General features: G+C 32.4%; 24 protein-coding genes. 3 read left to right on the top strand and 21 right to left on the bottom strand.

Translation table 11 applies throughout. The features are described from left to right. Nucleotides 1-52: 52 nt before the first annotated feature. The 13 genes from ACN6MT_RS06170 to ACN6MT_RS06110 all read right to left on the bottom strand — a co-directional run bounded on the left by ACN6MT_RS06170 (nucleotide 53) and on the right by ACN6MT_RS06110 (nucleotide 13,516). A complete protein-coding gene (locus ACN6MT_RS06170; RefSeq protein ID WP_419955147.1) occupies nucleotides 53-577 on the bottom strand; it encodes a serine O-acetyltransferase in 525 nt (174 codons plus the stop codon). A gap of 12 nt (nucleotides 578-589) precedes the next feature. Continuing rightward, on the bottom strand, nucleotides 590-1,657 hold the full coding sequence (locus tag ACN6MT_RS06165; protein ID WP_419955146.1) for a glycosyltransferase: 1,068 nt from the start codon (nucleotides 1,655-1,657) through the stop codon (nucleotides 590-592). 2 nt (nucleotides 1,658-1,659) lie between these two features. Continuing rightward, on the bottom strand, nucleotides 1,660-2,874 hold the full coding sequence (locus ACN6MT_RS06160; protein ID WP_419955145.1) for a glycosyltransferase: 1,215 nt from the start codon (nucleotides 2,872-2,874) through the stop codon (nucleotides 1,660-1,662). After that, nucleotides 2,867-4,393, bottom strand: a complete 1,527-nt coding sequence (murJ, locus tag ACN6MT_RS06155; RefSeq protein ID WP_419955144.1) for a murein biosynthesis integral membrane protein MurJ — start codon at nucleotides 4,391-4,393, stop codon at nucleotides 2,867-2,869. The genes ACN6MT_RS06160 and murJ overlap by 8 nt, the downstream gene beginning before the upstream one ends. Beyond that, nucleotides 4,377-5,696, bottom strand: coding sequence for an O-antigen ligase family protein (locus tag ACN6MT_RS06150; RefSeq protein ID WP_419955143.1), 1,320 nt, complete (start codon nucleotides 5,694-5,696; stop codon nucleotides 4,377-4,379). Before ACN6MT_RS06150 ends, murJ begins: the two co-directional genes overlap by 17 nt. Further along, nucleotides 5,693-6,832, bottom strand: a complete 1,140-nt coding sequence (locus ACN6MT_RS06145; protein WP_419955142.1) for a glycosyltransferase family 4 protein — start codon at nucleotides 6,830-6,832, stop codon at nucleotides 5,693-5,695. The genes ACN6MT_RS06150 and ACN6MT_RS06145 overlap by 4 nt, the downstream gene beginning before the upstream one ends. 50 nt (nucleotides 6,833-6,882) lie before the next feature. Further along, the gene (locus ACN6MT_RS06140; protein WP_419955141.1) at nucleotides 6,883-8,031 is read right to left on the bottom strand and encodes a DUF1972 domain-containing protein; all 1,149 of its coding nucleotides are present in this window, start codon (nucleotides 8,029-8,031) and stop codon (nucleotides 6,883-6,885) included. A 10-nt stretch (nucleotides 8,032-8,041) separates the two neighbouring features. Then, nucleotides 8,042-9,142 carry a glycosyltransferase family 4 protein gene (locus tag ACN6MT_RS06135; RefSeq protein WP_419955140.1) on the bottom strand — a complete coding sequence of 367 codons (1,101 nt, stop codon included), beginning with the start codon at nucleotides 9,140-9,142 and terminating at the stop codon, nucleotides 8,042-8,044. Nucleotides 9,143-9,285: 143 nt separating this feature from the next. Continuing rightward, nucleotides 9,286-9,963, bottom strand: coding sequence for a sugar transferase (locus ACN6MT_RS06130; RefSeq protein ID WP_419955139.1), 678 nt, complete (start codon nucleotides 9,961-9,963; stop codon nucleotides 9,286-9,288). Between the two features lie 19 nt (nucleotides 9,964-9,982). After that, entirely contained in the window at nucleotides 9,983-10,876 is an 894-nt protein-coding gene (gene galU, locus ACN6MT_RS06125; RefSeq protein ID WP_419955138.1) for a UTP--glucose-1-phosphate uridylyltransferase GalU, read from the bottom strand. A gap of 320 nt (nucleotides 10,877-11,196) precedes the next feature. Next, a complete protein-coding gene (locus tag ACN6MT_RS06120; protein ID WP_419955137.1) occupies nucleotides 11,197-11,961 on the bottom strand; it encodes a tyrosine-protein phosphatase in 765 nt (254 codons plus the stop codon). Between the two features lie 102 nt (nucleotides 11,962-12,063). Further along, nucleotides 12,064-12,768, bottom strand: coding sequence for a CpsD/CapB family tyrosine-protein kinase (locus ACN6MT_RS06115; RefSeq protein WP_419955136.1), 705 nt, complete (start codon nucleotides 12,766-12,768; stop codon nucleotides 12,064-12,066). After that, nucleotides 12,758-13,516: a YveK family protein gene (locus ACN6MT_RS06110; RefSeq protein WP_419955135.1), complete on the bottom strand. Its 759-nt coding sequence runs from the start codon at nucleotides 13,514-13,516 to the stop codon at nucleotides 12,758-12,760. Before ACN6MT_RS06110 ends, ACN6MT_RS06115 begins: the two co-directional genes overlap by 11 nt. Before the next feature lie 307 nt (nucleotides 13,517-13,823). Between ACN6MT_RS06110 and ACN6MT_RS06105 the strand changes: the two genes are divergently transcribed. Then, a complete protein-coding gene (locus ACN6MT_RS06105; RefSeq protein WP_419955134.1) occupies nucleotides 13,824-14,585 on the top strand; it encodes an SGNH/GDSL hydrolase family protein in 762 nt (253 codons plus the stop codon). 34 nt (nucleotides 14,586-14,619) lie between these two features. On the opposite strand, the gene ACN6MT_RS06100 is transcribed toward ACN6MT_RS06105, so the two are convergent. Beyond that, nucleotides 14,620-14,772, bottom strand: a complete 153-nt coding sequence (locus ACN6MT_RS06100; protein ID WP_419955133.1) for a hypothetical protein — start codon at nucleotides 14,770-14,772, stop codon at nucleotides 14,620-14,622. A 214-nt stretch (nucleotides 14,773-14,986) separates the two neighbouring features. On the opposite strand from ACN6MT_RS06100, the gene ACN6MT_RS06095 reads away from it, so the two are divergent. Further along, nucleotides 14,987-16,216 (top strand): LysM peptidoglycan-binding domain-containing protein, encoded by a 1,230-nt coding sequence (locus ACN6MT_RS06095; protein ID WP_419955132.1) that lies wholly within the window; start codon nucleotides 14,987-14,989, stop codon nucleotides 16,214-16,216. 184 nt (nucleotides 16,217-16,400) lie between these two features. Here ACN6MT_RS06095 and ACN6MT_RS06090 read toward each other — a convergent pair whose 3' ends face one another. The 6 genes from ACN6MT_RS06090 to ACN6MT_RS06065 form a co-directional block, all read right to left on the bottom strand. After that, on the bottom strand, nucleotides 16,401-16,553 hold the full coding sequence (locus ACN6MT_RS06090) for a hypothetical protein (protein WP_034673593.1): 153 nt from the start codon (nucleotides 16,551-16,553) through the stop codon (nucleotides 16,401-16,403). Between the two features lie 53 nt (nucleotides 16,554-16,606). Next, complete coding sequence (locus tag ACN6MT_RS06085) at nucleotides 16,607-16,762, bottom strand: hypothetical protein (RefSeq protein WP_157411865.1); 156 nt, start codon at nucleotides 16,760-16,762, stop codon at nucleotides 16,607-16,609. Nucleotides 16,763-17,059: 297 nt separating this feature from the next. Beyond that, nucleotides 17,060-17,335, bottom strand: a complete 276-nt coding sequence (locus tag ACN6MT_RS06080; protein WP_419955131.1) for a hypothetical protein — start codon at nucleotides 17,333-17,335, stop codon at nucleotides 17,060-17,062. 227 nt (nucleotides 17,336-17,562) lie between these two features. Beyond that, entirely contained in the window at nucleotides 17,563-18,744 is a 1,182-nt protein-coding gene (locus ACN6MT_RS06075) for a hypothetical protein (RefSeq protein ID WP_419955130.1), read from the bottom strand. Between the two features lie 133 nt (nucleotides 18,745-18,877). Beyond that, a complete protein-coding gene (gene wecB / locus ACN6MT_RS06070; protein WP_419955129.1) occupies nucleotides 18,878-20,026 on the bottom strand; it encodes a non-hydrolyzing UDP-N-acetylglucosamine 2-epimerase in 1,149 nt (382 codons plus the stop codon). 66 nt (nucleotides 20,027-20,092) lie between these two features. Beyond that, a complete protein-coding gene (locus tag ACN6MT_RS06065; RefSeq protein WP_419955128.1) occupies nucleotides 20,093-21,094 on the bottom strand; it encodes a hypothetical protein in 1,002 nt (333 codons plus the stop codon). Between the two features lie 414 nt (nucleotides 21,095-21,508). On the opposite strand from ACN6MT_RS06065, the gene ACN6MT_RS06060 reads away from it, so the two are divergent. Then, nucleotides 21,509-22,804 (top strand): glycosyl hydrolase family 28-related protein, encoded by a 1,296-nt coding sequence (locus ACN6MT_RS06060; RefSeq protein WP_419955127.1) that lies wholly within the window; start codon nucleotides 21,509-21,511, stop codon nucleotides 22,802-22,804. 55 nt (nucleotides 22,805-22,859) lie between these two features. On the opposite strand, the gene ACN6MT_RS06055 is transcribed toward ACN6MT_RS06060, so the two are convergent. Then, complete coding sequence (locus tag ACN6MT_RS06055; protein WP_419955126.1) at nucleotides 22,860-23,825, bottom strand: ABC transporter ATP-binding protein; 966 nt, start codon at nucleotides 23,823-23,825, stop codon at nucleotides 22,860-22,862. Nucleotides 23,826-23,842: the final 17 nt, after the last annotated feature.

Raw genomic sequence — 23,842 nt, 5'->3', positions numbered from 1 at the left:
ACTCTATAAGGTACTTTGTGTTAAATTTAAATAAAAAACTTGTAAACACCTTTTAACTATAATAGCCTTCTTTGATAATGGACGGATTACCAAAAACTAATGAAAACGGCGGAACACTCTTAGTTAACACACTATTAGCGCCTATTATACTGTTATTCCCTACAATTATATCTCCTACTATTTTTGCACCTGAATAAACTATAGAATTAGATTCAACTTTAGGATAATTACCAGTATCTTTCTTTCCTCCCTTTTCACCAAAAACAACATCAGAAAAAATAGTAACATTCTCTTCTAATATAGTGCCATAACCAATTACAACCCCAGACGTATGATGAATTTTAAGTCCTCCTTTTATTAAAGCTGCAGGATGTATCTCGGCACCAGTTATAAAAGTATTTAAATTCATTAGCAATCTAGATAAATTTCTAAAACCTTTAACCCACAAGAAATTATTTAATCTGTAAAACATAATTGCTTGTAAACCTCTGTGAAGTAATATTCTCCACCCAAAATTAAAGATTGTTAATTTATTATTACCAAATCTATTTAAATCCTGAATTATTGAATTTACCATATTCAACACCTTTTATTTAACAATATCTTTTAAAACCAATTCAAATTCTCTTCCAATTGCATCAGTGGAAAAAAATCTCTTATAAATCTTTTCCCCATTACCTGCAATTTTTTTTCTTAGATCTACATTATCAACGAGCTTAACTATTGCAGTAGCTATCTCCTCAGGGTTACCAGGGGAACATAGTATACTATTATTTTCATTAAGGTATTCTCTTATTGCTGGACTATCTACAGTAATAAGTGGTTTTTCCATTGCTAAAACTTGAAATATTTTATTTGGTATATGTCTTTTTGCTTTATCGGTAACACCAAATATACCTAATCCAATAGATGAATCCCCTATAATTTCTGATAATTTACTAGGTGATACTGGATCAATAAATTTGATATTTAGTAGTTTCTTTTTCTCAACCATATTCAATATTTTTTCATATTCTTGACCACGTCCAACAAATATAAATTCAATGTCCCTTCTTTCTCTTATTATATCCGCTGCCTCAACTATATGTTCTACACCATGGAGAGGTATAAAATTACCAAAATATAAAACCTTAAAAACATTATCATTGTTCTTACTAATTCCTTTTATTGAAAACGTATTTTCATCTGTGCCAATATTAATTCTTTTCATCTTTTTATATGGAACTTTAAACTCACTATGATAAAATTTCATTACTTCATTAGTGTCAAGGATTAAATAATCACATAAATAGGATGATATATAATCAATATACTTTTCTATAGATGCTTTAACAGAATTCTTTTGATATAGTTTACGATCAAATACAGAGGTATCATATCTGCTGTATAGCGGTGCAAATACTACAGGTATTTTTTTTATTTTGCCAATTAAATATGCAAATGGAACATTAGTATGAGAGAAGCCTCCAACTATAATCACATCAGAATCTTTAGATTCTTTAAAGAATCTAAATAATAGTTTAAACTGTTTTGTAAAGAAGTTACTATTCGAATCAAAACATTCACTGACGGTATTTCCTCGTTTTTCTAGAGCATTTTTCCAAGATACATTTCGATTATAATTTAAAGGATCTGATCCAAAGAAACATATTTTCATGTTCACTCACCCCGTATTTCCAAGCTAACTTCGTAATCGTGTATTATTTTACTCATTTTAATTGCTTTAGTATTCCAAGTATTTTCTTTTGCTAATTTAATTCTTCTATTTTTTTCGTTATCATCATCAAAAGTTATATAACTTTCAACTTTTTCAATAAACTCAACATTAGTTGAAGCCTTTATTCCGTAATTAGAGTATTTATCAAGAGCAGGTAAGCCTGATACCACAACGGGTTTACCACACGAAAAGTATTCAAAAAACTTTAATGGAAAACAGCCTTCAGTGTATTCGTTTTTCACATAGGGTATTATACAAACATCGAAACAATTTACATAGTATGGTAATTCATCAAATGATTTAGAACCTAAAAGTTTTATGTTATCGTATTCCTTTAATACATGTACTGAACTGTTTTTTTCAGCCTCATTATGTGGTCCTATTAAGACAATATTCCAATTACTTTTATTCTTAGCAATGAATGTTACTAATTCATAATCTAGTTTATATTTATCTAGAGCTCCAACAAATCCAATAATAGGACTTTTAATATCATTTATATCATTTGGGATTATTTTCTTTGTATGGAGCACCTTGTTAAAATGATTAAAATCTGCTACATTCTCAATTAAAAAAGTATTTGGATTGCTCTTCTTTTTATTTTCATAAAGTTTTGTAGCAGAAGTAAAAACAATGTTAGCTCGTTTTAGTAATAATTCTTCATCAAATTGAATATTATCAAAATTATCTATATACCAAGGTTGCGATGAATATTCATCTACACAATCATAGATAAGGCTTTTATTATTTATCCAGTCAATAAAATCCACTGCATCTGGGGTATATATCCACAAAAATGGATTTTTAACTGATAATTTGTCCAAATACTTAACTAAAAAATAACTATTAATTTTATTATTTATTTTTCTAAAACGCTTCTGCTTTAGCGGTAAAAATTTCAATTGAGAAAAAATATAAAAGTCAGTAGTACGTTCTTTTCCGGTTAAAATTCTTAATAACCATTTAAATGTATTTTGTTCTTTTTTTAAACCTAATATAAATTTAATAAGTTGAATAAAGAGGTTTTTTGGTGGTTCTACATAAATTATCCTATAGCCAAGTTTATTCATTTCTTGCATTACTCTTTGTCTATTAGTAAATGGTCTTTTATCATATAAGGTTCCAGGAAAACATATTATAGTTCTTTTTTCATCCATTTATTTCACCTTTTTTCAGAAAATAATTTAAAAAATTTATAGTAGTTTTTTCTTTTAATAATATATTTAAGAGAAAGACAAAAATAAAATAAATTATAAACCCACTGACCAATATCAATAAATTTATTAATATACTATTATTAGTTGTTTTGAAGATACCCACCTGTAGAAAAATTAGTGATACTAAAGTTGTGCTAACTCCAGTTTTAAGCAATAAAAATTTAGATGTAGCTAGTGGATTTATCGAGTATTTCCTTAAGAACCATATTATTAGAGTTAACACCGAAAGGTAATTTGCAATTGCTGTAGCAAGAGTTAGTCCAGCTATTCCTAATAAATTTACCATAATAAGTCCCAGAGCAATATTAAATGTAACTAATACAGTAGTACCCCAAAAGGGACCCTTGGTATCACCCATAGCAAAAAGTGCTTTATTTAGAATTTCTCTTATACTTAATCCTAAAAAAGCAAAACAATAAAAAGAAAAAGCATATCCAGTTAATAAAGTATCACTTTGGTTAAATGCTCCTCTTTCAAATACTATTTTAACAATGATATAACTTGATATAAAAAGAAAACCAACTAATGGTACCATAACAAGAATTATTGTTTTTATGGTGCTTTCAGTTAGTTGATAAAATTTGCCTTGTTTGTTCTCTCCCCAATATTTAGATAAATTAGGAAAAACCACCGAAGATAGAGCCATTACAATTGTTCCAATAATCAATGTTCCTAATTTACCAGCATAATTTAGTGCAGAAATATTTCCACTTGGAAGTGTTGAGGCTAATGTTCTATCAACAATCATATTTATTTGAATTACTGACGAACTAAAAAAAACTGGAACGGATAACTTTAAAAATCCTTTATGTTCAGGGTATAATTTAAAAATTTTATTAGGTTTATAACCATATTTTCGGACAAAAATATATAATACAATTAACTGCATAATTGAACCCAATACCCAAGAATATACTAAAATTTCATGTTTAAGGAATTTATAAAATAAAAAGAAACTCAATATTATTGACAAATTGTTTACTATTCCCATTATATTTGCAGCGCTATATATTTTTTTATAAAGTAAATATGCCATGAAAATATATGTTGAACCAGTTAATATAATACTTGGAATTAGAAAATATGAATATTTAATAACCAATTGAATTGATTCTTCACCAAGACCTATTGGAATTATACTCAATATTTTTGTTATTGATAGAATTGATATAAGAGATAATATTACTAAAAAGCCAAAGAGTAATATATTTAAAGTCCTAAGAAAGACTGGCTTATTTTCAATATTATTTTTTGATAAAATTGGAACGACACAGGTGGAAACAGCTGCTCCAATCCCATCAAATAACAAAACAGGAATAATAGAAGCAAATAAAAATGCGTCTAAGTAAATAGATGTACCAAAATAGAATGCTGTTACGGTTTCTCTGAAAAAACCCAATACTTTGGAAAGTAGAGCAATAATAATAAATATACCTAAACTTTTAATTAACTTGTTCATTATTTCCCCTATAGATATTTGTCTTTATGCTCATTATAAAAATGGAAAATGAGATCCAAAAATAGATATCTCTTGAATAAGAAAAGAGAGTACTATCAATTAGACCATGCGTAAAAGTTACAAGGAATACAAAATAAAATATAAGTTCATACTGATTCCTATCTAGATAAGGTATTCTGATATAATAATTGAATTTTTTAAATACAAATTTAAATAATAATATTAAAAAAATGCCACCAGTAATACCATTAAATATTAGAAAATCCAGAAAGATATTATGGGTCCTCGATAACGCAACAACTGTATTAAAAAAAAGTTCATAATATCCATGAAATTCATTATAAGGAATTCCAAACAAAAGATTATTTTTAAAAATTTCTATACTTACTGCCCAAAGATCACTTCTAAAAAATAATGTAGAAAGATCAGTAAACAATCTTGTACGAATGGGTTTTATGAACGTTATTGTTATTCCTACCATTATTAATAGGATAAAAATCCTCAAATATTTTTTTCTATAGATTTGCAATATAAGAGTAAAAACTAACACTGAGATCCAAGCACCTCGTGATAATGATAAAAACAAAATCGTAGAATTGAAAATTAACGAAATAATATTATAGAATGACTTTTTTTGACCTTTAAAAAATAATGCAATTACCATATAAGGCAAAATCATTTCTATGTTCATTGCAATTCCATTACCCTGCGATAATATTGTTCCAGATAATTTATAGTTTGCATCACCAACAAAGTTTATCGTACCACCGAAAATAAAAAACTCAATCAAGGCTATAGTACTTAAAATATTTATCCCTGTTATTAAAGAGAATATAACATTATCGACTTTTAATAAATTTGATGATAATTTTTGACGGATTAAAAAATAAAAAAGTATTGGTACCATATAACTTTCTAAATATCCCTTAAACCATGTAAAGAACGATTCAGAATTTAATATAGATAACAACCCTAGAAATAGATAAACACTTGGAAGTATATCATATTTATCAAATGATTGTTTTTTTAGACTTAAAGAAATTAATTCTACTATAAGCAAATAAAACAAAATTAATGTACTTATCTGAAGATGAATACCTGGTATATCAAATGGAAATGGAATAGTGCAAAGCGCAAAATAATACAAATACTTTTTCTGATATATCGTCATTAATATTAAAAATATAGTAATAACTAACATTATATTAATATAAATATTAATAACTGATAATACACCTATAAAACTCCCTAAAAGGAGTAAAGAAGAAAGTAATAATAACTTTCTATTTGTGCTGTATGTCATAATTTCTCCTTTATAGCGTTCTTATACAAGGACAATGTTTGATTAATCATATTTTTAATAGTAAATCTTTCGTTTTGAGATTTTAAGAAACGTTCATTTATAATTGTTCTTTCCTCAATTGGTTTATTAAAAAACTTAATAATCTTGTCCTCTAAATCATTTGAATCACCGGGAGTAAATAAAAAATTATTATCCTTGATTATCTCTTTCGTCGCACCATGATTTGTAGCTATTACAGAAGTGCCACGAGCCATTGCTTCAATTGAAACTAAGCCAAAAGCTGGAATTGTTAACTCTGGATTAATATACAAATCAGCTGCACAATAATATTGATCTTTTTCTTTTTCTGAAATAAAACCTACAAAAAAAACATTTTGAATTTTATCTATTTCAACTTTTCTCTCTAACTGCGTTTTATAGGGCCCATCCCCAGCGATAACTAGTACATATTCTTGGCTTTCTTCTAAATTTTGCATTTTTTTAAATGCATCTAGTGCAGTTTGTATACCTTTTTCTTCAACAATTCTGCTTAAACAAAGGATTACTTTCTTGTTTTTTAATCCTAACTTTTCCTTTGCAGCCACTTGTTTTTCATCACTATAGGTATAATTTTCTATCCCATGATATATTACTTTTAACTTTTTATTTTCAACATACATTTTAAATGTATTCTTAGAGAACTCACTTGGAATAATAATGTAACTAGATTTTATAAATGTTAATAATGTTAAAAAATGTATAATTAGTCGTTTATACATTTTTATTGTATTAAAAATTAATGGTAACATACCGTCTTTTCTATAGAACTTTGCTAGCTTTGTTTCAGTCTTTAGTGTTCCATGCATAGTAATTATCATTGGAATGTTTATTCTTTTTGTTAAAAAACCAATAGCCGCAGAACTTTGAAAATGTACTATGTCAAACATTTCAACTTTATCTAGTTTTTTAAATGTCTTATAGCTTTTTTTGAAAAATCCACCTTTATAAGACCCTGGTTCTTTATTATCAAGGTAGTTTATATTTACACCATTTAAGTTCTCAAATGTCTTGCCATGCTTACTTGAACTTGTTATAACGGTAACTTTGTGACCTGCTTTTATTAGATTTTCACAAAGTTTTTTAGTGTAATCTTCCATCCCCCCCGAAGAATTTGTTACATATGCTCTTGTTATCATACATATATTCATTAAAAGTCACTCTCTTTATATCCATAATTAGCATTTTTACCTAAAGCTAAATTTAAGTATGATGCCACAACTAAATCCCAGTTATAATATTTAGATCTTTCCTTTAATCTTTCGCCATTATCTATAGTTGATAATGTGTTTTTATATACCTCTACAATATTACTGTCATCGAAATAATAACCTTCAGACTGAAGAACCTCTTTACTAAAACCATTATTTATTGCCATTATTCTTTTGCACTCATGCATTGCCTCTAATAATGCAGGATTTGTGCCTCCCACAGAATTACCATGAACATAACAAAAAGCATTTTGCCTGAGTGCAGCAATAATTTCTCCGTCATATATTGCATCTAGTACAATAATATTTTTGTTCGTTTCTTCTAAATGTTTAATACTCTCGGAGTACTTGTTTGAATGTTTGTATCCTACCAAGACAAATTTATACTTATCATTAATACTAGCATTAATAAAACCCTCTATTATTTTTAAAGGCATATTATCTGGTTCAAATCGTGTTATTTGTAGAAAATATTTATCTTTTTCTAAACCATATTGGCTTATAATTTCATTAGATTTATCTTTTGTTAATGTAACTTTATCGGGTACACCATATGGAATGAACTCGGTTACCTTTTTAAATACACTTTTATAATAATCTTGAATTGATATAGAGTCCGAAATAAGAGTTTTAAAATTTCTAGCAATTAAAAAAGACGTAAAAAAATAGTATGCTTTGAATGGTAAGGACCACTTTGCTCTTTTCCATTCTAGCCCATCAGTATTTATTATTATTTTTTTTCTCGTTAATTTTGATAAAATAATACCAGGAAAATTTGCATTATTGAACCAAAAAATACAATCAAATAAGGTTCTGTTTTTGATCAAATACAAAGCAGTTTGAATGGAAGAAACAATTGTATCAAGCTTATTATACTTCGAACCTTTTACCCAAATCAGATTAATCCCATTAATATTAGTAGGTCTATTTTCCTTCGAGTATGAATTTTCCCTACAAACCACATAACAATTCACACTCTGATTATTCATAATGCTCGATATTTTGTCTACTGCAGTTTCAAATCCCCCATAATTTGCTGGAATACCCCTTGTACCACAGAAAACAACACTCATTTTCTTTTGAACCACTTTATCACTCCTAATCAATGTCCGAGAGAGAATTTATATAATGTTTTGCTGCATTTCCCCAAGAGTATTTATAAACTCTTTCGATACCTTTTTTAATTAATATTTTTTTATTCTGACTATCTTCTTTAACTGAAATTATTTTATCTGCAATATCTTGAATATCATAGGGGTCTACCAATATACCAGCATCTCCGATAACTTCTTTCATAGCAGTTAAATTAGATGAAATTACAGGAATTCCACAAGCCATTGCTTCTAAAGGTGGTATACCAAAACCTTCTGCAAAAGAAGGATACACAAAAAGATTTGCACTTTTGTATAGTAGTGGGAGATCTCCATCATCCACATTTGAAAAAATATTTATGTCTTTTTCTAAATTATTTTCAGTGATATATTTAAAAATATCATCGTATTTAAAATCAGGTTGTCCAACAATTACTAACTTACCAAGGTCTTTATTTTCAGTTCTTGCTAACTGATACGCTTTTATCAATCCTAAATGATTTTTTCTTGGTTCTAGTCTTCCAACGGTGAAAATATAATCTTCAATTCCATATTTCTCTTTAACAAACGCTTTAGCTGCATCTATATTCTTAAGATTAAAGATATCCGTATTTACACCGTTTGGTACAACCTTTATCTTTTCAGGTGATACCTTGTATTTATCCGCAATCTCATATTTAGAATATTCCGAAACAGTATGGATAATTTTAGCCTTTTTTGCAGAATGTTTTACAAGTACTCTATTTCTTAGAACTTCACTTTTATTAAAATAATGTGGATAGTCTTCAAATAAAATATCATGAATAGTTACTATTGATTTTGCAGGTAATAACACTGGTGAAATATATTGGGTATGATAGAAATCAACTTTATTATTTTTTAATACTAATTTAGGTTCATAAGTGAGCCTTTTAATCCTTGATTGAGAATTAAAGTTTTTCCTAGGGAAAAACTCATTCAAATCAGTAGTATTTTCATTCCAATATCCTAGAAAAATAAACTCATAATTATTATTTATTTTCATTACATCACTATAAAGATTTTTTAAATACGTCTTACTCCCCTGGAATTTTCCGGTTAATATATGTGCATCCACAGCTATTCTCAATAACTTCAACCCCGATAACAGAAATTTCTTTTATCAAAATGTCATTTAATGCACAAATGACATTTTGTATATTTTAGTTAAAATAATAGTACTGATTGAAGTAAACCTTTATTTTATGTTTACTTCAACTTAAACTAGGTAAATCAGAATGCATTTTTGGATCCGAGTAACACTAGCACAGTTCTTAAAATAATAGAAATATCAACAAATAGCGATCTCTTCTGAATATACTTAAGATCAAGTTCTACCATTTCCTCAAATCCAAGGCTATTTCTTCCGCTTACTTGCCACAAGCCTGTACAGCCTGGAGTAACTAATAAGCGTTGTTTATCAGAATCGGAGTATTCTGCAACCTCTCTCGGAAGCGGCGGACGAGGACCTACCAAGCTCATATCCCCCTTTAATACATTAAAAAGTTGGGGCAATTCATCTATACTAGTTCTCCGTATGAACTTTCCAACTTTCGTAATCCGAGGATCGTCCTTCATTTTAAACATCGCACCGCTCACCTCATTAAACTTTAATAGTTCAGCAAGCTTTTCTTCTGCATTCCACACCATTGATCGAAACTTATACATTTTAAATTCTTTTCCATTTAATCCAACACGTTTTTGCGAAAATAAAATTTTCCCTTTAGGGTCTTCAATCTTAATTAAAATGCCGATAACTATAAATAGTAGACTCAAAAAGAAAATTCCGAATAAAGCACCCATAATATCAATCATTCTTTTTGTTAAAAGATAAAATTTTCCGTCATTTACATTCACCTTTGCCTTTTGATTATCTAAAAAGGCAACATCTTGATTTGCTAGATTGGACAACTAAGACCCCTTCCTTCTCCTAAAATATTACTTTTTCTTTATCTAATGAAGAAACTAGACTCTTCAAATAATCGATCATATCGTCATGGAGGTCTTCATGTTGTAAAGCAAATTCAATGGTTGTTTTGACAAAACCAAATTTTTCACCGACGTCATACCGTGTCCCTTCAAAATCATAGGCAAACACTCTTTGAATTTCATTTAACTTTTGTATCGCATCTGTAAGTTGAACTTCGCCACCCGCTCCTTTTTCCTGACGATCAAGAAACATAAAGATTTCCGGTGTTAAGATATAACGGCCCATAATCGCTAAATTAGAAGGTGCCGTACCCGGCTTTGGTTTTTCTACAAAGTTACTAACTTGGTAGCGACGTCCTTCTTGGCTTGAAGGATCAATAATTCCATAACGATGTGTTTCATTATCTGGGACTGTCTGAACACCAATCACAGAGGAAAAGGTCTCTTCATATTGATGAATTAACTGTTCTAAGCAAGGTGTTTCACTTTGGACAATATCATCACCAAGTAAAACCGCAAACGGTTCATTGCCTATAAAGTTTCTCGCACACCAAACGGCATGTCCTAGTCCTTTTGGCTCTTTCTGACGAATATAATGGATATCTGCTAAATTGGTAGGATACTGAACTCTTTCCAATAAATCAAACTTCTCTTTTTCTATTAAATTCTGTTCAAGCTCTAAAGCATTATCGAAATGGTCTTCTATAGCTCTTTTTCCTTTACCCGTAACAATAATGATATCTTCTATTCCAGAAGCCACTGCTTCTTCCACTATATATTGAATAGTTGGCTTATCCACAATAGGCAGTATTTCTTTTGGCATTGCCTTTGTAGCTGGTAAAAATCTCGTCCCTAAACCTGCAGCCGGAATTATTGCCTTTCTAACCCTTTTCATTTTTCTTTTCCCCCTCTATCTCTTTCTTTCGTTTATCTAAATACTTTTGTCAAAAAATAAATACTTAATGGAAATGCAAGCGTTTAACAGGCTTATCCTTTCATTAAGTATCTATAGGTTTATTTAATAAATCGGGCATCTAACCCATCCTCACATCATGCTTTTGACGACATGCGTCTAAGGATTGGGGAGATTTCTCTTCCATCCCACAGCATAATCGAGTGCTCCCATGGATAACGGACAGGGATGCCTCGCCGTTCAGGGGTTTAAGCCTGAAAGATGTATACTCTTTTTGAATAATCTTATTGGCTTAATTGGTTTTAAAATAAATAGAATAGTTTCTTCCTTTTAATACGCTCAGGATCTTCCTTATAGATTGCTTTTCCCTCGATTAAGAGGTGTGCATTTTCCTCAAAATAATAGACCAATTCGTTACCGTACTTTTGTTGTATTACGCCAAAAGCTTCTCTCATTCTAAACGTTCGATTTATGAGATTATGAGCATCTGAAGCAATGAAATGCGTAAGGTTTGCTTCAATTAGTTGCAGAGTAAAGTTCTTAATCTTTTTTCCAAAGTCACCCGTAACACTAGAAGCGGTGATTTGCGTTAACGCACCCTTCTTCACTAACTGATAGAGCAGCTCTGAACGTTCCATGATTTCCCGATTTCGTTCTGGGTGAACAATCACGGGGATTAGACCATTCATTTGCAGGTCATAGAACAGCTTTTCTGTATATCTAGGGACATGGTTGGATGGGAATTCTACTAAAACATATGGGGTATGATTGACGGTGAGAATTTCCCCCATTGTATATCCCTCTATCAATTCTCCATGGACGCGTATTTCCTGTCCAGGCAGGATCTTCACATCGATGCTTTCCTTTTGAAGGATTTGGTTTAATTCTTCTACTCTATCAAGTATTTGTCGTTTGGGGTTTTCAAAGGAGTTATTCAAATGATGCGGCGTTGCCACAATGATATGTATCCCTTGTTCAAGGGCTTTCCTTGCCATGTTGAGTGAATCAGAAAGAGATTGTGCGCCATCATCGACACCCGGCAATATATGACAATGTAAATCAATCATGACACCACACCCCTTTCCAGTTAAATGTATTTTTTACATGACATATTTCATGGTAACACTGTCGAACACCTCGGTAAAGGGGGTGTTTTTGTCGAATTTTAGTTATTTTGTACCATAATAATAGTAATAGTCGTTATCCTTCATTTCTTTATGGTTTAACACAACACCCACCAATTTGCTTTGGGCATTCACCAATAATTCCTTTGCCTTTTTCACCTGGTCAATTTCTGTTTTGCCACTATAGACAACCAAAATAGAGCCATCAACCTTATTAGCGATAATTTGTGGATCCGCTACCGCTAATAACGGCGGCGTATCAAATACGACATAATCAAATTGCTCTTTCGCTTCTTCCATAAACTGTTCCATTGATTTTGAACTGAGGAGCTCTGCTGGATTCGGAGGAATCGGTCCACTTGTTAAGATAAAGAGATCCTTTTCCTCTGTTTCAACAACTGTGTTCGCAAGTGTTGCTTGCTTGGTCAAAACGGTAGTAAAACCAAATAGGTTATTCACAGCAAATGTTCGATGAACGGTTGGTTTACGAAGGTCGGCATCTACCAGTAATACCTTCTTCCCTAACTGAGAAAAAACTACGGCTAGATTTGCTGCTGTTGTTGATTTCCCTTCAGCTGGACCAGAGGAGGTTACCATTATAGTTTTAAGTTCCTCATCTACAGAGGAGTACTGAATATTTGTCCGAATTGTTTTATATTGCTCTGAAATTGGTGACTTTGGGTCAAGCGCTGCAATTAACTTCCGACTTGGATCGGTAGTTTTAAGTTTCTTTTTTCTCTTAAACACCATAAGTATCACCTCTTCCTGCTGTTCTAGTGCGTGCTGCTTTACGTAATTTCAGCTCTTCCATCTTTTGATCATCAATTTGAGCAATAATACCTAAAATAGGAAGCTCGAGGATTTTTTCAATATCCTGTTCGTTTTTAATCGTGCTGTCAAAGTACTCAAGTAAGAACGCTAGTCCAATTGACGCCATCAAACCAACAACCATCGCAATTGCTACATTCATAACTGGTTGCGGTTTAATTGGTGCCTGGTTTTCAGTAACCTTAGCTGCCGCAAGAATACTAACATTATCGACTCTCTTTCCCATAATATTAACGATATCATGTTGGAAAACTTCTACTGTAATATTTGCAATCTTCGCTGCCATATTGGGATCAGGGTCTTGAACGGATACATTCACAACCTGGGAGTCCTTTTGACTGCTTACTGTAATTTTCTCTGCTAGTTGACCTGCTGTCATATCCAAGCCCGTTTGAACAATAACTTTATCAAGGATACGAGAACTTTTTATGATTTCATTATAGGTACTAATCAATTGTAGGTTTGTTTGAACTTCACTTGGACTGTAGAATGATTGCTCGCTCGTTTCTTGGTTGACGAGTATTTGTGTCGAAGCCTGATAGATTGGGGTTAGAAAAAAGTAACTAATGACGCCGCTGACTAATCCAGCTGTCATCGTAATGACTATAATCATAATGATTCGTTTTTTTAACGTCTCTAGTAACTCTTTAAGACTAATCGTTTCTTCCATAATGTCCTCCTGTATATGCTAATTCAAAATAAGAGTATTATAACATGAATGAATGTCGTAATTTGTTGAATTTTGACGAATGGTGGATATTTATTTTTACTATTTTAAATTTGTTTCGGTGTGTGTTGAACCTAAGTTAATATAGGCCTTTATAACTAGCAAACACAAAATATTTGTAGGATTTTGTAAATTACATAAACAATCATACCATGTTTTTTGTAAGTTGATGTAGGATATTTATAATTGGTATAAATTTCATGGTAAATTTTTGCTATAATGATAGAAGAATATATTTGGGGGTAACAGAATGAAGTATTTTCTCACAGTGACTTGGGGAATTATCTGTGTAATTGTCTTAGCATTTGGGCATTTCCACTGGAATCAGAAAATAGCTGTAAAAGCAGTTGAACCCTTGTTTACTCAGCAGGATACGAATGAAATAGATCATGATGATTATTTAGAGCTGGCTTCAAATTGGCCGGAACCAGCTAAAGAGCAATTAAAGCTAGCACTGGAGCATAACCTGCCTTTTAAAATCGCTTTTGTCGGTTCTACTGCAATGGATTGGGAAAAGAACGTTTCGCAAAGTCTATCAGATAGCTTTGGCAGTGATCGAATACATACCGCACAGTTTACATACGATCAAACGACAAAAGATTTAATTGCTGAAAATAAGCAGCTTGAGATTGCTGCTGAAAAAGCACAGCTAGTTGTCATCGAACCCTTTCTATTCAATGACAATGGCAAACTCAAGATAAATGCCACATTGGCAAATGTAACGAAACTGATGGAAGATATTAAGACAGCTAATCCGGATACGACCTTCATTCTTCAGCCTTCGTATCCCATTTATCTGCCGCAATACTATTCTGTTCAGGTGGAAGGCTTAAAGCAATTTGCAGCAGAAAACAATATCACCTATCTTGACCACTGGACAGCTTGGCCAGCAACCGACAATCTTGAATTAAAGGAATATTTAACAGAGGGTGAAAATGGTCCGAACGATAACGGAAACCAAGTTTGGGCACAGTTCCTTGTTGAATATTTTGTAAATAAAAAGGCAGACTAGATTGAACCTAGTTTGCCTTTTTTTCTATATATAATTAAACTTTTATTTTTAAAAGGTCGACTTTCAAATCTTCAAGTAACTGTTGGACGGTTATACCATGATCACTTACGCCTCGATCATAGGCTTTCTTAACAATGGCAGAGAAATCGTTTGGTGACAACTCAACCTTGTGTTTCTTTTCATCCATTAGACAAGAATCTCCTTTCTTCGTATCGTTTCGCTTATTCTACTAAACTTCTTTCTATTTGTAAATAAATTGTCAGTTTTTAAATTTAGTATATTCTGTGTATACCTAGAAATCTTGTATTCTAGCCCCTTAATTGCAAATTTATCTAAAATAATATGGTGATATGTGGTAGAATATGTTTAAAATACCAGAATAATAGAGGTGAGACTTGAGGATGAAGAAGACGATTGTTCGCAGTGTTTCGACTGCGGCACTCCTTTCGACTGTATTTGCAGGTTCCGCATATGCGAGTACCTACACCGTTCAAAAGGGAGACACACTATCAAAAATTGCCTCAAAATATCAAACAACCGTCCCGCAAATTAAGGGCTTAAACGGCTTAACGTCGGATATGATTTATGTCAATCAAACACTTAAGGTTACTGCTGAAGCAGCTGTACAACCTGCAGTACCAACGCCTGCACCGGCACCCGTTTCTACTAGTGATTATGTAGTCAAAAGCGGTGACTATCTTGGCAAAATCGCCAAGCAGTTTAGCACAACCGTAGCAGAGTTGAAATCGCTCAATGGGTTAAACTCCGACTTAATTTTTGTTGGACAAACTCTAAAGGTTTCAGCAGCCGTTACAACACCAGCCACACCGCCGCCAGCAGTGACTCCACCTACACCACCTGTTGAACCTTCAACCACTTCTGTCTATACAGTCGTTAATGGTGATACGCTAAGCAAAATCGGTTTACAGGTTGGTATGAGTGTTCAGGAGTTAAAAACGCTGAACGGATTGAATTCCGATCGAATTTATATCGGACAGCAATTAAATGTGAAGGCACAGGCACCAGTTGTAACGACTCCTGCACCAGTGGCACCCGTTGCTCCTGTGGCGCCTCCTAGCGATGTAAAGCAGACGACTGATTATACTGTTAAAAGTGGAGATACATTAGGCAGTATATCCTTGCAATATAAAATGAGCCTTCAGGATTTAATGTCGCTGAATGGTTTGAATTCTCATATGATTTATGTTGGTCAAGTACTGAAGGTTGCTGGTCAGGCACCTACGGTCGTAACTCCAGCAACTGGTGATTTTGCTGCTGCATTTGTCAATGCAGGGTATAGTGTTATGGGCATTCCTTATGCTTGGGGCGGGTCTTCTTTAAAGGGCTTTGATTGTAGCGGCTTTATCTACTATGCAGCGAATCTAGCTGGCAAGAAAATTGGGCGTTATTCTGCAGAAGGCTACTACAGCCGTACGTTCTACGTCGACCAGCCGCAGGCAGGCGATCTTGTATTCTTCGAAAATACCTATAAAAAAGGAATCTCTCACGTTGGGATCTATATTGGTAACAATCAGTTCCTTCATGCTGATGAGAAAAAGGGTGTTACCATTTCGAGCCTAACTAGCCCTTATTACACGGAGCATTTTGATGGGTTTAAGCGATTTTATTAATTTTTAGCCAGGCATTCAGCCTGGCTTTTTCAGTGGTGAGGTTTGGGGCACTGAATTTGTTAGGCAGGTAAACTCACTTTTTGCTTGCAAAAAACATACACCACTGCTAAAGTCATTTACTCGAATATCTTGTAATAAATAAGGAAGACTAGCAGATATCTGCTAGTCTCCCTTATTTATGTAATCAGTTCTCTTTTTTCAACTGAAGCTTACGTTTCTTGATATATAGCACCAATGTTTTCTCAAGCTGCTCTAACTTCTCAATTGACTTCACATCTTGATTGATATAGCGCAGTGATTTCTTTATCGATTTTGGTAATTGTTCAAAAGCGATCATTACGTCTCCGTCCTTAATGAAATTATTCTCTATGATAATAAATGAAGCAATGTTTAATTGATCATCATATTCTTCAAATCAGTTTTTAAATCCTCAATAATCTTATCAAGTGTTAATTCACTTTCATTCACGCCCTTTTCATAAGCCTTCTTCAATAGCTTTGAAAAATCCGCCTGTTTCGAGCTATTACTCTGTGCTTTAGCGTTCACCTTCTGCTTGCCTCCCTTACCTTCTCTTTAATTATGTATTTTAGTAAATTACTAGTCTATTATGTAGAAAAATAGTGCAATTTAAGAAATAACGCAGGTAATAAACAGAAATTTCTACAAATTATTCACTATTCATTATTCCATATTAAATCCATAAGTTCTATCAATCTATGTTCCCGTTTTTTTGGTATCTGCTCAAGATGAAAAGCTAGGAGTTAAGACAGAGTTGAAGGCGCAATAAGAACTAGATACAAAAAAACTGATTGGGGACTTTAATCCGACCCAATCAGTTTTTTGTTATGAAACCTTCTTATTCAGTTGAATTTCAATGTCATACAGAGCATTTTTTAAATCTTCTCTCAGCCAATGATAGGTTTTTGTTTCTTTGAATTTAACCAAACAAAACTTTAAGCTTTCTTCTACTTCCGATGTGGGATCCAAGCTTACCCTGTGGACGCTGCTGGGAATAGAATCAACAAACTCCTTTAACAAACCATCAGCAAACTCAGAGAGAACTTCTAAAGAAATATCAATAGATGCTTTAAAACTTAAAGGATCTTTTATGTATAGCATAGTCAACTACCCCATTTTCGTTTTATACTTTATATTATTTCATAAGTTTCGTAAATATTATGTTGAATTCTGGAATGCCTGTCAATATTATTGTCGAATACTTATAAAACTTCTATGACTTAAATTACATAATTAAAAAGAAGAATGAACCCTGAAAGTCAGGATTCATTCTTCTCATCTAGGTCTTATTTTAGTGATTTTGCTAAATTCACTTCTTTTAATTAATTCTACTTTAATTCATGATATTTTGACATTAATTCTCTAACCTGATAATACTCTTTCCAGTCGTCAGGAGTAAATGGAATAACCCCAGCATTCCCCAAATTAGAAAGTAATCCCCCTACAAGTTCTTTTGGAAAATTTTCAATAAAATTTGTATTTAATCTTTCATAAAATAGTAACGATAAATTATCAGCTGCTTTTACTACTTCATCCGGAATATCCATAATGGTATGTGAAGCTATATCCAAACCCGCATGTTTGATAATGTATAAAGATAGAAAGTCAGCAGATAGATTTTGGCCAAATTTAAAGTGCGGCCTTGGAGGTGTATCAATAATAGTTAGATTATAATCCCTTTTTGCTTTTTCAGATGCAATTAGAGATAATACTTGTTTTCTATATCTTTTTTCCTCAACAGGATCTGCTAAGGAATCTAAAGAAGGCGCAATTAAGTCAGGCTCATAATGTCCAATTACCTTTAGCGTACCTACCTCTGTCAAACCCAAAACATAAGGAGCATTCTCCATTCCTGCTGCTAAAAAAGGCGGGAAACTATTATTTCGTGCAGCTACAGGGTAATCAGTAAAATTATTTGGGCTTACTTCAAAGATACTTCCAAAAGTATGAAAGTCAGTTGCTAAATAGTCACTATATAAAATAGAAGCAATTCCCATCATTGACCAAGAATTTGATTTTAAAGGCGTTTCTAACAAATTTGTACTTACGATACAGGTATCAAAGTTCTCAAAAAACCTACGTTCTCTAGAAAACCTGCCGCCAAAGTCCATTGAAACTAAATTTGTATTTTCAGGCATTAAACACTTAGCAGCAAGACTGTCAAATCCACCGCTAAAATTTAATGTAACGTTGTTTCTTATCTTTCTTTGATATGAATTATCAAAACTGAAACTTGCTGTAACAACAGCAGAAGTAAATTTTGAAATCGCATCTATAATTGACTCGCTTACATTCGTATCAAAATGGATACTAGAGTATGTTTTTGCGCATAACGTTGATATCGCTAGTGCAATTAGATCTGGTCTTGGTTTAATAGCTGGGAATAGATTAAAGTAAATCCTATTAGATGACAGGTTTTCACCTTCACTATTAGTCTCAGTATATGTAAAACTTACTTCTCCATCTATCGTAATAAAATCTGAAAATAAAATTTTATTTTTGGACATCATGCACACCTCGTCTTTAAGTTAACATTTCCATTTTTACAACACTCTCTTACTAGGTACAAGGTAAAATCAAACTATGCTTTAAACTGTTTTATAACAAAAAAGGTCTGTCAGGAATACCCAACTGACCTTTTTCTTAAACCTCACCTAAATCACTAGGTCTTGTTTCTATTTTATTTTTATAGTAAAGAATCGCTTCTACAATCCTTTTTGAAGCATTACCATCACCATAAGGATTTGATGCTTTGGCCATTCGATCATGTGCCTCTTTGTCACTTAAAAGTTCATCAGCCAGGCTAAAAATAATGTCTTCATCTGTTCCTGCCAGCTTTAATGTTCCTGCCTTTACACCTTCAGGGCGTTCTGTTGTATCTCTAAGAACTAAAACCGGTACACCTAGAGAGGGTGCTTCTTCCTGGACACCACCAGAATCGGTAAGGATCAAATATGCCTTAGAAGCGAAATTATGGAAATCAATTACATCTAATGGTTCGATTAACTGGATACGATTATTATCACCTAGAATTTTGTCTGCAATCTGTCTTACCACTGGATTCATATGTACTGGATAAACCACCTGAATATCATCATGTTTTTCGACAAGTCTTCTTATAGCTCGAAACATATTTTCCATTGGTTTACCAAGATTTTCTCTTCTATGTGCGGTCATCAATACTAACCGATCGTTCCCCAATTTATCTAATACAGGGTGTGAGTAATTTGGTTTTACAGTCGTTTTTAACGCGTCTATTGCAGTATTACCTGTAACAAAGATGAAGTTATCTTTTTTATTTTCCTGTACTAAATTCTGTTTTGAATCACTAGTTGGTGCAAAATGTAAATCAGCCATAACACCTGTTAACTGCCGGTTCATTTCTTCCGGATATGGAGAGAATTTATTCCATGTACGCAAGCCTGCCTCTACATGTCCTATTGGGAGGCTATTATAGAAAGCAGCCAAACTTGCTACGAACGTGGTTGTAGTATCACCATGAACCAAAACGATATCTGGCTTCGCCTCTTGCAACACTTGATTTAAACCCTCTAGAGCGCGAATGGTTACGTCTATTAAGGTTTGGCGATCCTTCATAATATTTAAATCATAATCTGGCGTTATTTTAAAAATAGATAACACCTGGTCTAACATTTGACGGTGCTGAGCCGTTACTGTCACAATTGATTCGATTGTTTCACTGTTTTTTTCTAGTTCTTTTACAAGAGGGGCCATTTTAATAGCTTCAGGTCTAGTTCCGAAGACAGTCATTACTTTTATTTTTTGATCCATTGCTTGCTCCCTTCATATTGCATATCTTTTAAAAAATTGCCTTTGTGTCATACCAGCGGCATCCAGCTAAAATTTGTGTAATAATTTTGTTTTATTTACAGATACCTTGCCTTTTTGATCTTTAATGTAATACTGAACTTGATAGTTACCTGTTCCATTTAGCGGATATCTCAAAATGGAATTGTTGTGATACATGATTTTATCAATGATCAAACCATTTTTATAAATGTAAAATGCATATTTTAATTCACTGGAAGTGGTTTTAATTTCTAGTTCAAGATCGGTTTCATTCAATTGAAAGATTACATCTTGTAACTCATATTCTCCCGTACTGATAAATTCCTGTAATAAGTCTGTTTCATAGATCGTATCATCATCTTTCGTAACCAGCATGGATAGTGTATAAAACCCAGAATCAATTGGTTTATATTCAATTTCATTCATATTGGTGTGAATAATTTGATTATTTTCCTTTATAACTAAGTAAAACTTTAAATTCTGAAATTTATCGGTCGCATGAACTCTTCCAATAAATGTATTCTTATTTAAAGAATAAGAAATTTCTTTTAAATCAACAAAATAAAGGATAAGAAACAATTTTTCAAATAGGAATTTAGGAAAATGATTTCCCACATCAGAATGATCCCGCATTTCTTCACATTCATAGTATGTATAAGGAATATTTTTTTCTTTTAACGTATCTAAAAAGAGTTGGATGTGGTCAGGGTATTGCCAATCATTTTTACTAGACATAAAAAATAATTTGGTGTATATTTCCTTATCTAGTTGTCTATAAATAATATCGTTTAAATAATCGTGCCCTGCTTGATTACTAGAACTTCCAAGCATATAGTCATACGCTTCCGGTCGAATGGTAATGTAGTCTGCGATTTTTGTTTGAAATGCGCCTGCAATTACATAACCAAAATTATATTTTAAGCCGAAATACAATGCAGCACTTCCACCCTTTGAAGAACCCGCAACAATTACATTTTCATAATTAATTTTATACTTTCTAATCATGTTCGTAATCAAAGACAATACAGATGTTTCTACTTCAAAACTCATATTTTCTCCGATATAATAACATCCGCTGGGTCCATAGTTATCTAATATAAATAATTTATGGCAGTCAAAGTTTTTAAGTGTTCTCATGTAATTGTATGCATGTTTAACTTTAGAGGTATTTTCTGCAAAACCCGAAAAGACTACTAGCAGATAATCTTTAGTTTTTTGACCTTCTTCAAAAATATATTTTATAGGAAGGTTTGTTTGGTATGTTTTTTCATTTGACAACATTTCGTATCCGTCCTATATCTTTGTTGTTTCTTTATTTTTTTACCTGTTTTATTGTAGCATTAAAGGAATTGTAATAGAATGCAATGTCTAATAATTCCAACATTAGAACTATATCTTAATCATTATTATTCTCTTTTAAACTTGTTATACTAAAAACGTCATAGGTCTATGAAAGGAGCATCAATGTTTAACCGCAAACTTCATCGCGTGTTTTTTTGGGCAATCATGTTTTTTTTACTTATTTTCTTTACGATTACGATGATTCATACTCAAAAAAAAGATCTCCAAGATGGGTTAGATGTAAGTAAGCAACACATTCATGTTGATGAAAAAATAGATCCCAGAGACTTTGGTGCAGTAGGGGATGGTATTACAGACGACACCAAGGCTCTTCAAGCGTGGTTAAATGCCCCTGGGAAAAATAAGGTATTAAAAAATGGGGTATTTAAAATTACATCAGGTTTACTATCTACTAAATCTGGAATTACCATTAAGTCAGATGGAGCTGTAATCTTGGCAGGTTCACCAAATATAATTATGCTTACCGTTAAAGGTAAGAATAGTCTAGTATCCATTGAATTAAATGGAAACAACAAAGCTGCAGGAGGGGTTTTGATACAAGGTGCCGAATGTACAGTAAAAAATAGTAAGATTACCAATATCTATGGAAGTAATCAAACTGCATACGGAATTAAGTCTCAAACATCAGAGGGCATTCTAATTGAAGACAATACGATTATCAGCATAAAAGGTACAAAGAACGGTAAATTGGGGGATAATATTGGCGCATCCCGTGCCATCTTAGTTACATCTAAAGAAGCTGCATCTAAACAGAATATAGTAAGAAATAATACCATTTCTGGAGTAACAGGTGAAGAAGGCGATGCGATACAATTTCTTTTTAACAACGGTAGCTCTCCGTTTCTAAATGCTCAAGGAATTATATTAGGTAACACAATTAAGAATTGTAATAGAAGGGCTATTAAAGTACAGGCATCAAATGTGAAGATAGTAAACAATACCCATATAAATACCTTAACCCTAAATGATTTACCGAATGCAGCCAATTTAATTGATATCATTCATTCAGATCATATAACGGTTCGGGGAAACAAACTAGATGCTACATACTTCCTAGGAATTAGTTTAAGTGGCAGTGTACACAGTAAAGCTTCTGGAATTTTGGTTGAAAGAAATGTCATTCGAGGAGGACTAACTCCTTCAAGTGGAAATAGGGTAACAACAAGCGGGATTTATTGGAATCATATCCAAGATAGTAACATATTGGCTAACTCTATTTCAGACACGATTATTCCAATTTCGGGGGCAAACGGTACGAATATTACCATCGCAAATAATCGTTTTTGGGAAGGTGACGGTTCAAAACCTGCTATCAACATAGTATCGTCCAACTCAAACATTACTCTCTCAAATAATAAGCAAATGTCAGGTAAACGATTAAAATTGGTACAAAAGTAAGTATTAAATAATCCCCATCTTTTAGAAGATGGGGATTTAGATAACCTATTAAATACTATAAAAAGTATTTTTCAATACCCAATACCGGATTTGCTCCAAACATGAATGACGCGCTAACGAGAACCGCTAAGACCAAAAGTACACATTGTAATGTAAATAGGATATTGCCTTGCTTCTTTACAGGCGGCTTTCGAGGTGTTGGTCTGCGAATAGAATGATTCGAGACATTTTCATCTTTATATTGGGCTTCTAACATTTGTTTTCGGTAATTCTTCTTTTCAATTTCCGTTAAGGAATTAAACCAATTAATAAACTTAATATAATCTTTTAGTACTTCATCCGTTTTATCAAATTTTTCAAGTCTGCCAAAATGAATCCACATAACGCGATCACAGAATTCTTTTATTTGTGAGTGGGAGTGACTTATAAAAATAATCGTCTTTCCCTGACTCTTAAATTCAATCATTTTATTAAGACACTTTTCATAAAAAGTTTGGTCACCAACTGAAAGAGCCTCGTCGACAATCAATATATCGGGATTCGTGTGAATGGAAATGGCAAAGCCCAGTCGCGACTTCATTCCACTTGAATAATTTTTTACAGGCTGGTCAATAAATTTTCCAATATCAGCAAATTCAATGATATCGTCCATCAATCTTTGAACTTCTTCCTTCTTTAATCCATGCATCAAACACTTTAGTTCGATATTCTCTAAACCAGTTAATTGATTATTTAATCCAGCTGATATCGCAATTAATGAGGTCTCTCCATTTATGTCAATCGAACCTGAAGTGGCAGGTATAATTTGTGCCAGTAAATTCGAAAGTGTCGATTTTCCGGATCCATTAAGACCGACAATTCCGATTGCTTCCCCTTCAAAAATCTCAAATGAAAGATTTTTAAGAGCATAAAAATTTTCTTTATTATCTTTAAAAGAGATAATTTCAAGCAATTTATCAGATTGCTTTTTATATAAGTTAAAACTTTTTGTAACGTTAGAAAAAACGATTTTCGGCCTCATTTTTTTAAAGCCTCCAA

The organism is Neobacillus niacini (genome assembly GCF_048572935.1).
GTDB lineage: Bacteria > Bacillota > Bacilli > Bacillales > Cytobacillaceae > Neobacillus > Neobacillus niacini.
This window is presented reverse-complemented; position numbering and strand designations above follow the sequence as displayed.

Bases quoted from the DNA above. Each gene is read 5' to 3' on its own strand.
- ACN6MT_RS06075 (WP_419955130.1), bottom strand. From the start codon at position 18,744: ATGATGTCCAAAAATAAAATTTTATTTTCAGATTTTATTACGATAGAT.
- ACN6MT_RS06095 (WP_419955132.1), top strand. From the start codon at position 14,987: ATGAAGAAGACGATTGTTCGCAGTGTTTCGACTGCGGCACTCCTTTCG.
- ACN6MT_RS06120 (WP_419955137.1), bottom strand. From the start codon at position 11,961: ATGATTGATTTACATTGTCATATATTGCCGGGTGTCGATGATGGCGCA.
- ACN6MT_RS06090 (WP_034673593.1), bottom strand. From the start codon at position 16,553: ATGATCGCTTTTGAACAATTACCAAAATCGATAAAGAAATCACTGCGC.
- ACN6MT_RS06100 (WP_419955133.1), bottom strand. From the start codon at position 14,772: ATGGATGAAAAGAAACACAAGGTTGAGTTGTCACCAAACGATTTCTCT.
- ACN6MT_RS06060 (WP_419955127.1), top strand. From the start codon at position 21,509: ATGTTTAACCGCAAACTTCATCGCGTGTTTTTTTGGGCAATCATGTTT.
- ACN6MT_RS06105 (WP_419955134.1), top strand. From the start codon at position 13,824: ATGAAGTATTTTCTCACAGTGACTTGGGGAATTATCTGTGTAATTGTC.
- ACN6MT_RS06165 (WP_419955146.1), bottom strand. From the start codon at position 1,657: ATGAAAATATGTTTCTTTGGATCAGATCCTTTAAATTATAATCGAAAT.
- ACN6MT_RS06160 (WP_419955145.1), bottom strand. From the start codon at position 2,874: ATGGATGAAAAAAGAACTATAATATGTTTTCCTGGAACCTTATATGAT.
- ACN6MT_RS06055 (WP_419955126.1), bottom strand. From the start codon at position 23,825: ATGAGGCCGAAAATCGTTTTTTCTAACGTTACAAAAAGTTTTAACTTA.
- ACN6MT_RS06065 (WP_419955128.1), bottom strand. From the start codon at position 21,094: ATGAGTTTTGAAGTAGAAACATCTGTATTGTCTTTGATTACGAACATG.
- ACN6MT_RS06145 (WP_419955142.1), bottom strand. From the start codon at position 6,832: ATGGAAGATTACACTAAAAAACTTTGTGAAAATCTAATAAAAGCAGGT.
- ACN6MT_RS06080 (WP_419955131.1), bottom strand. From the start codon at position 17,335: ATGCTATACATAAAAGATCCTTTAAGTTTTAAAGCATCTATTGATATT.
- ACN6MT_RS06110 (WP_419955135.1), bottom strand. From the start codon at position 13,516: ATGGAAGAAACGATTAGTCTTAAAGAGTTACTAGAGACGTTAAAAAAA.
- galU (WP_419955138.1), bottom strand. From the start codon at position 10,876: ATGAAAAGGGTTAGAAAGGCAATAATTCCGGCTGCAGGTTTAGGGACG.
- ACN6MT_RS06170 (WP_419955147.1), bottom strand. From the start codon at position 577: ATGGTAAATTCAATAATTCAGGATTTAAATAGATTTGGTAATAATAAA.
- murJ (WP_419955144.1), bottom strand. From the start codon at position 4,393: ATGAACAAGTTAATTAAAAGTTTAGGTATATTTATTATTATTGCTCTA.
- ACN6MT_RS06150 (WP_419955143.1), bottom strand. From the start codon at position 5,696: ATGACATACAGCACAAATAGAAAGTTATTATTACTTTCTTCTTTACTC.
- ACN6MT_RS06115 (WP_419955136.1), bottom strand. From the start codon at position 12,768: ATGGTGTTTAAGAGAAAAAAGAAACTTAAAACTACCGATCCAAGTCGG.
- wecB (WP_419955129.1), bottom strand. From the start codon at position 20,026: ATGGATCAAAAAATAAAAGTAATGACTGTCTTCGGAACTAGACCTGAA.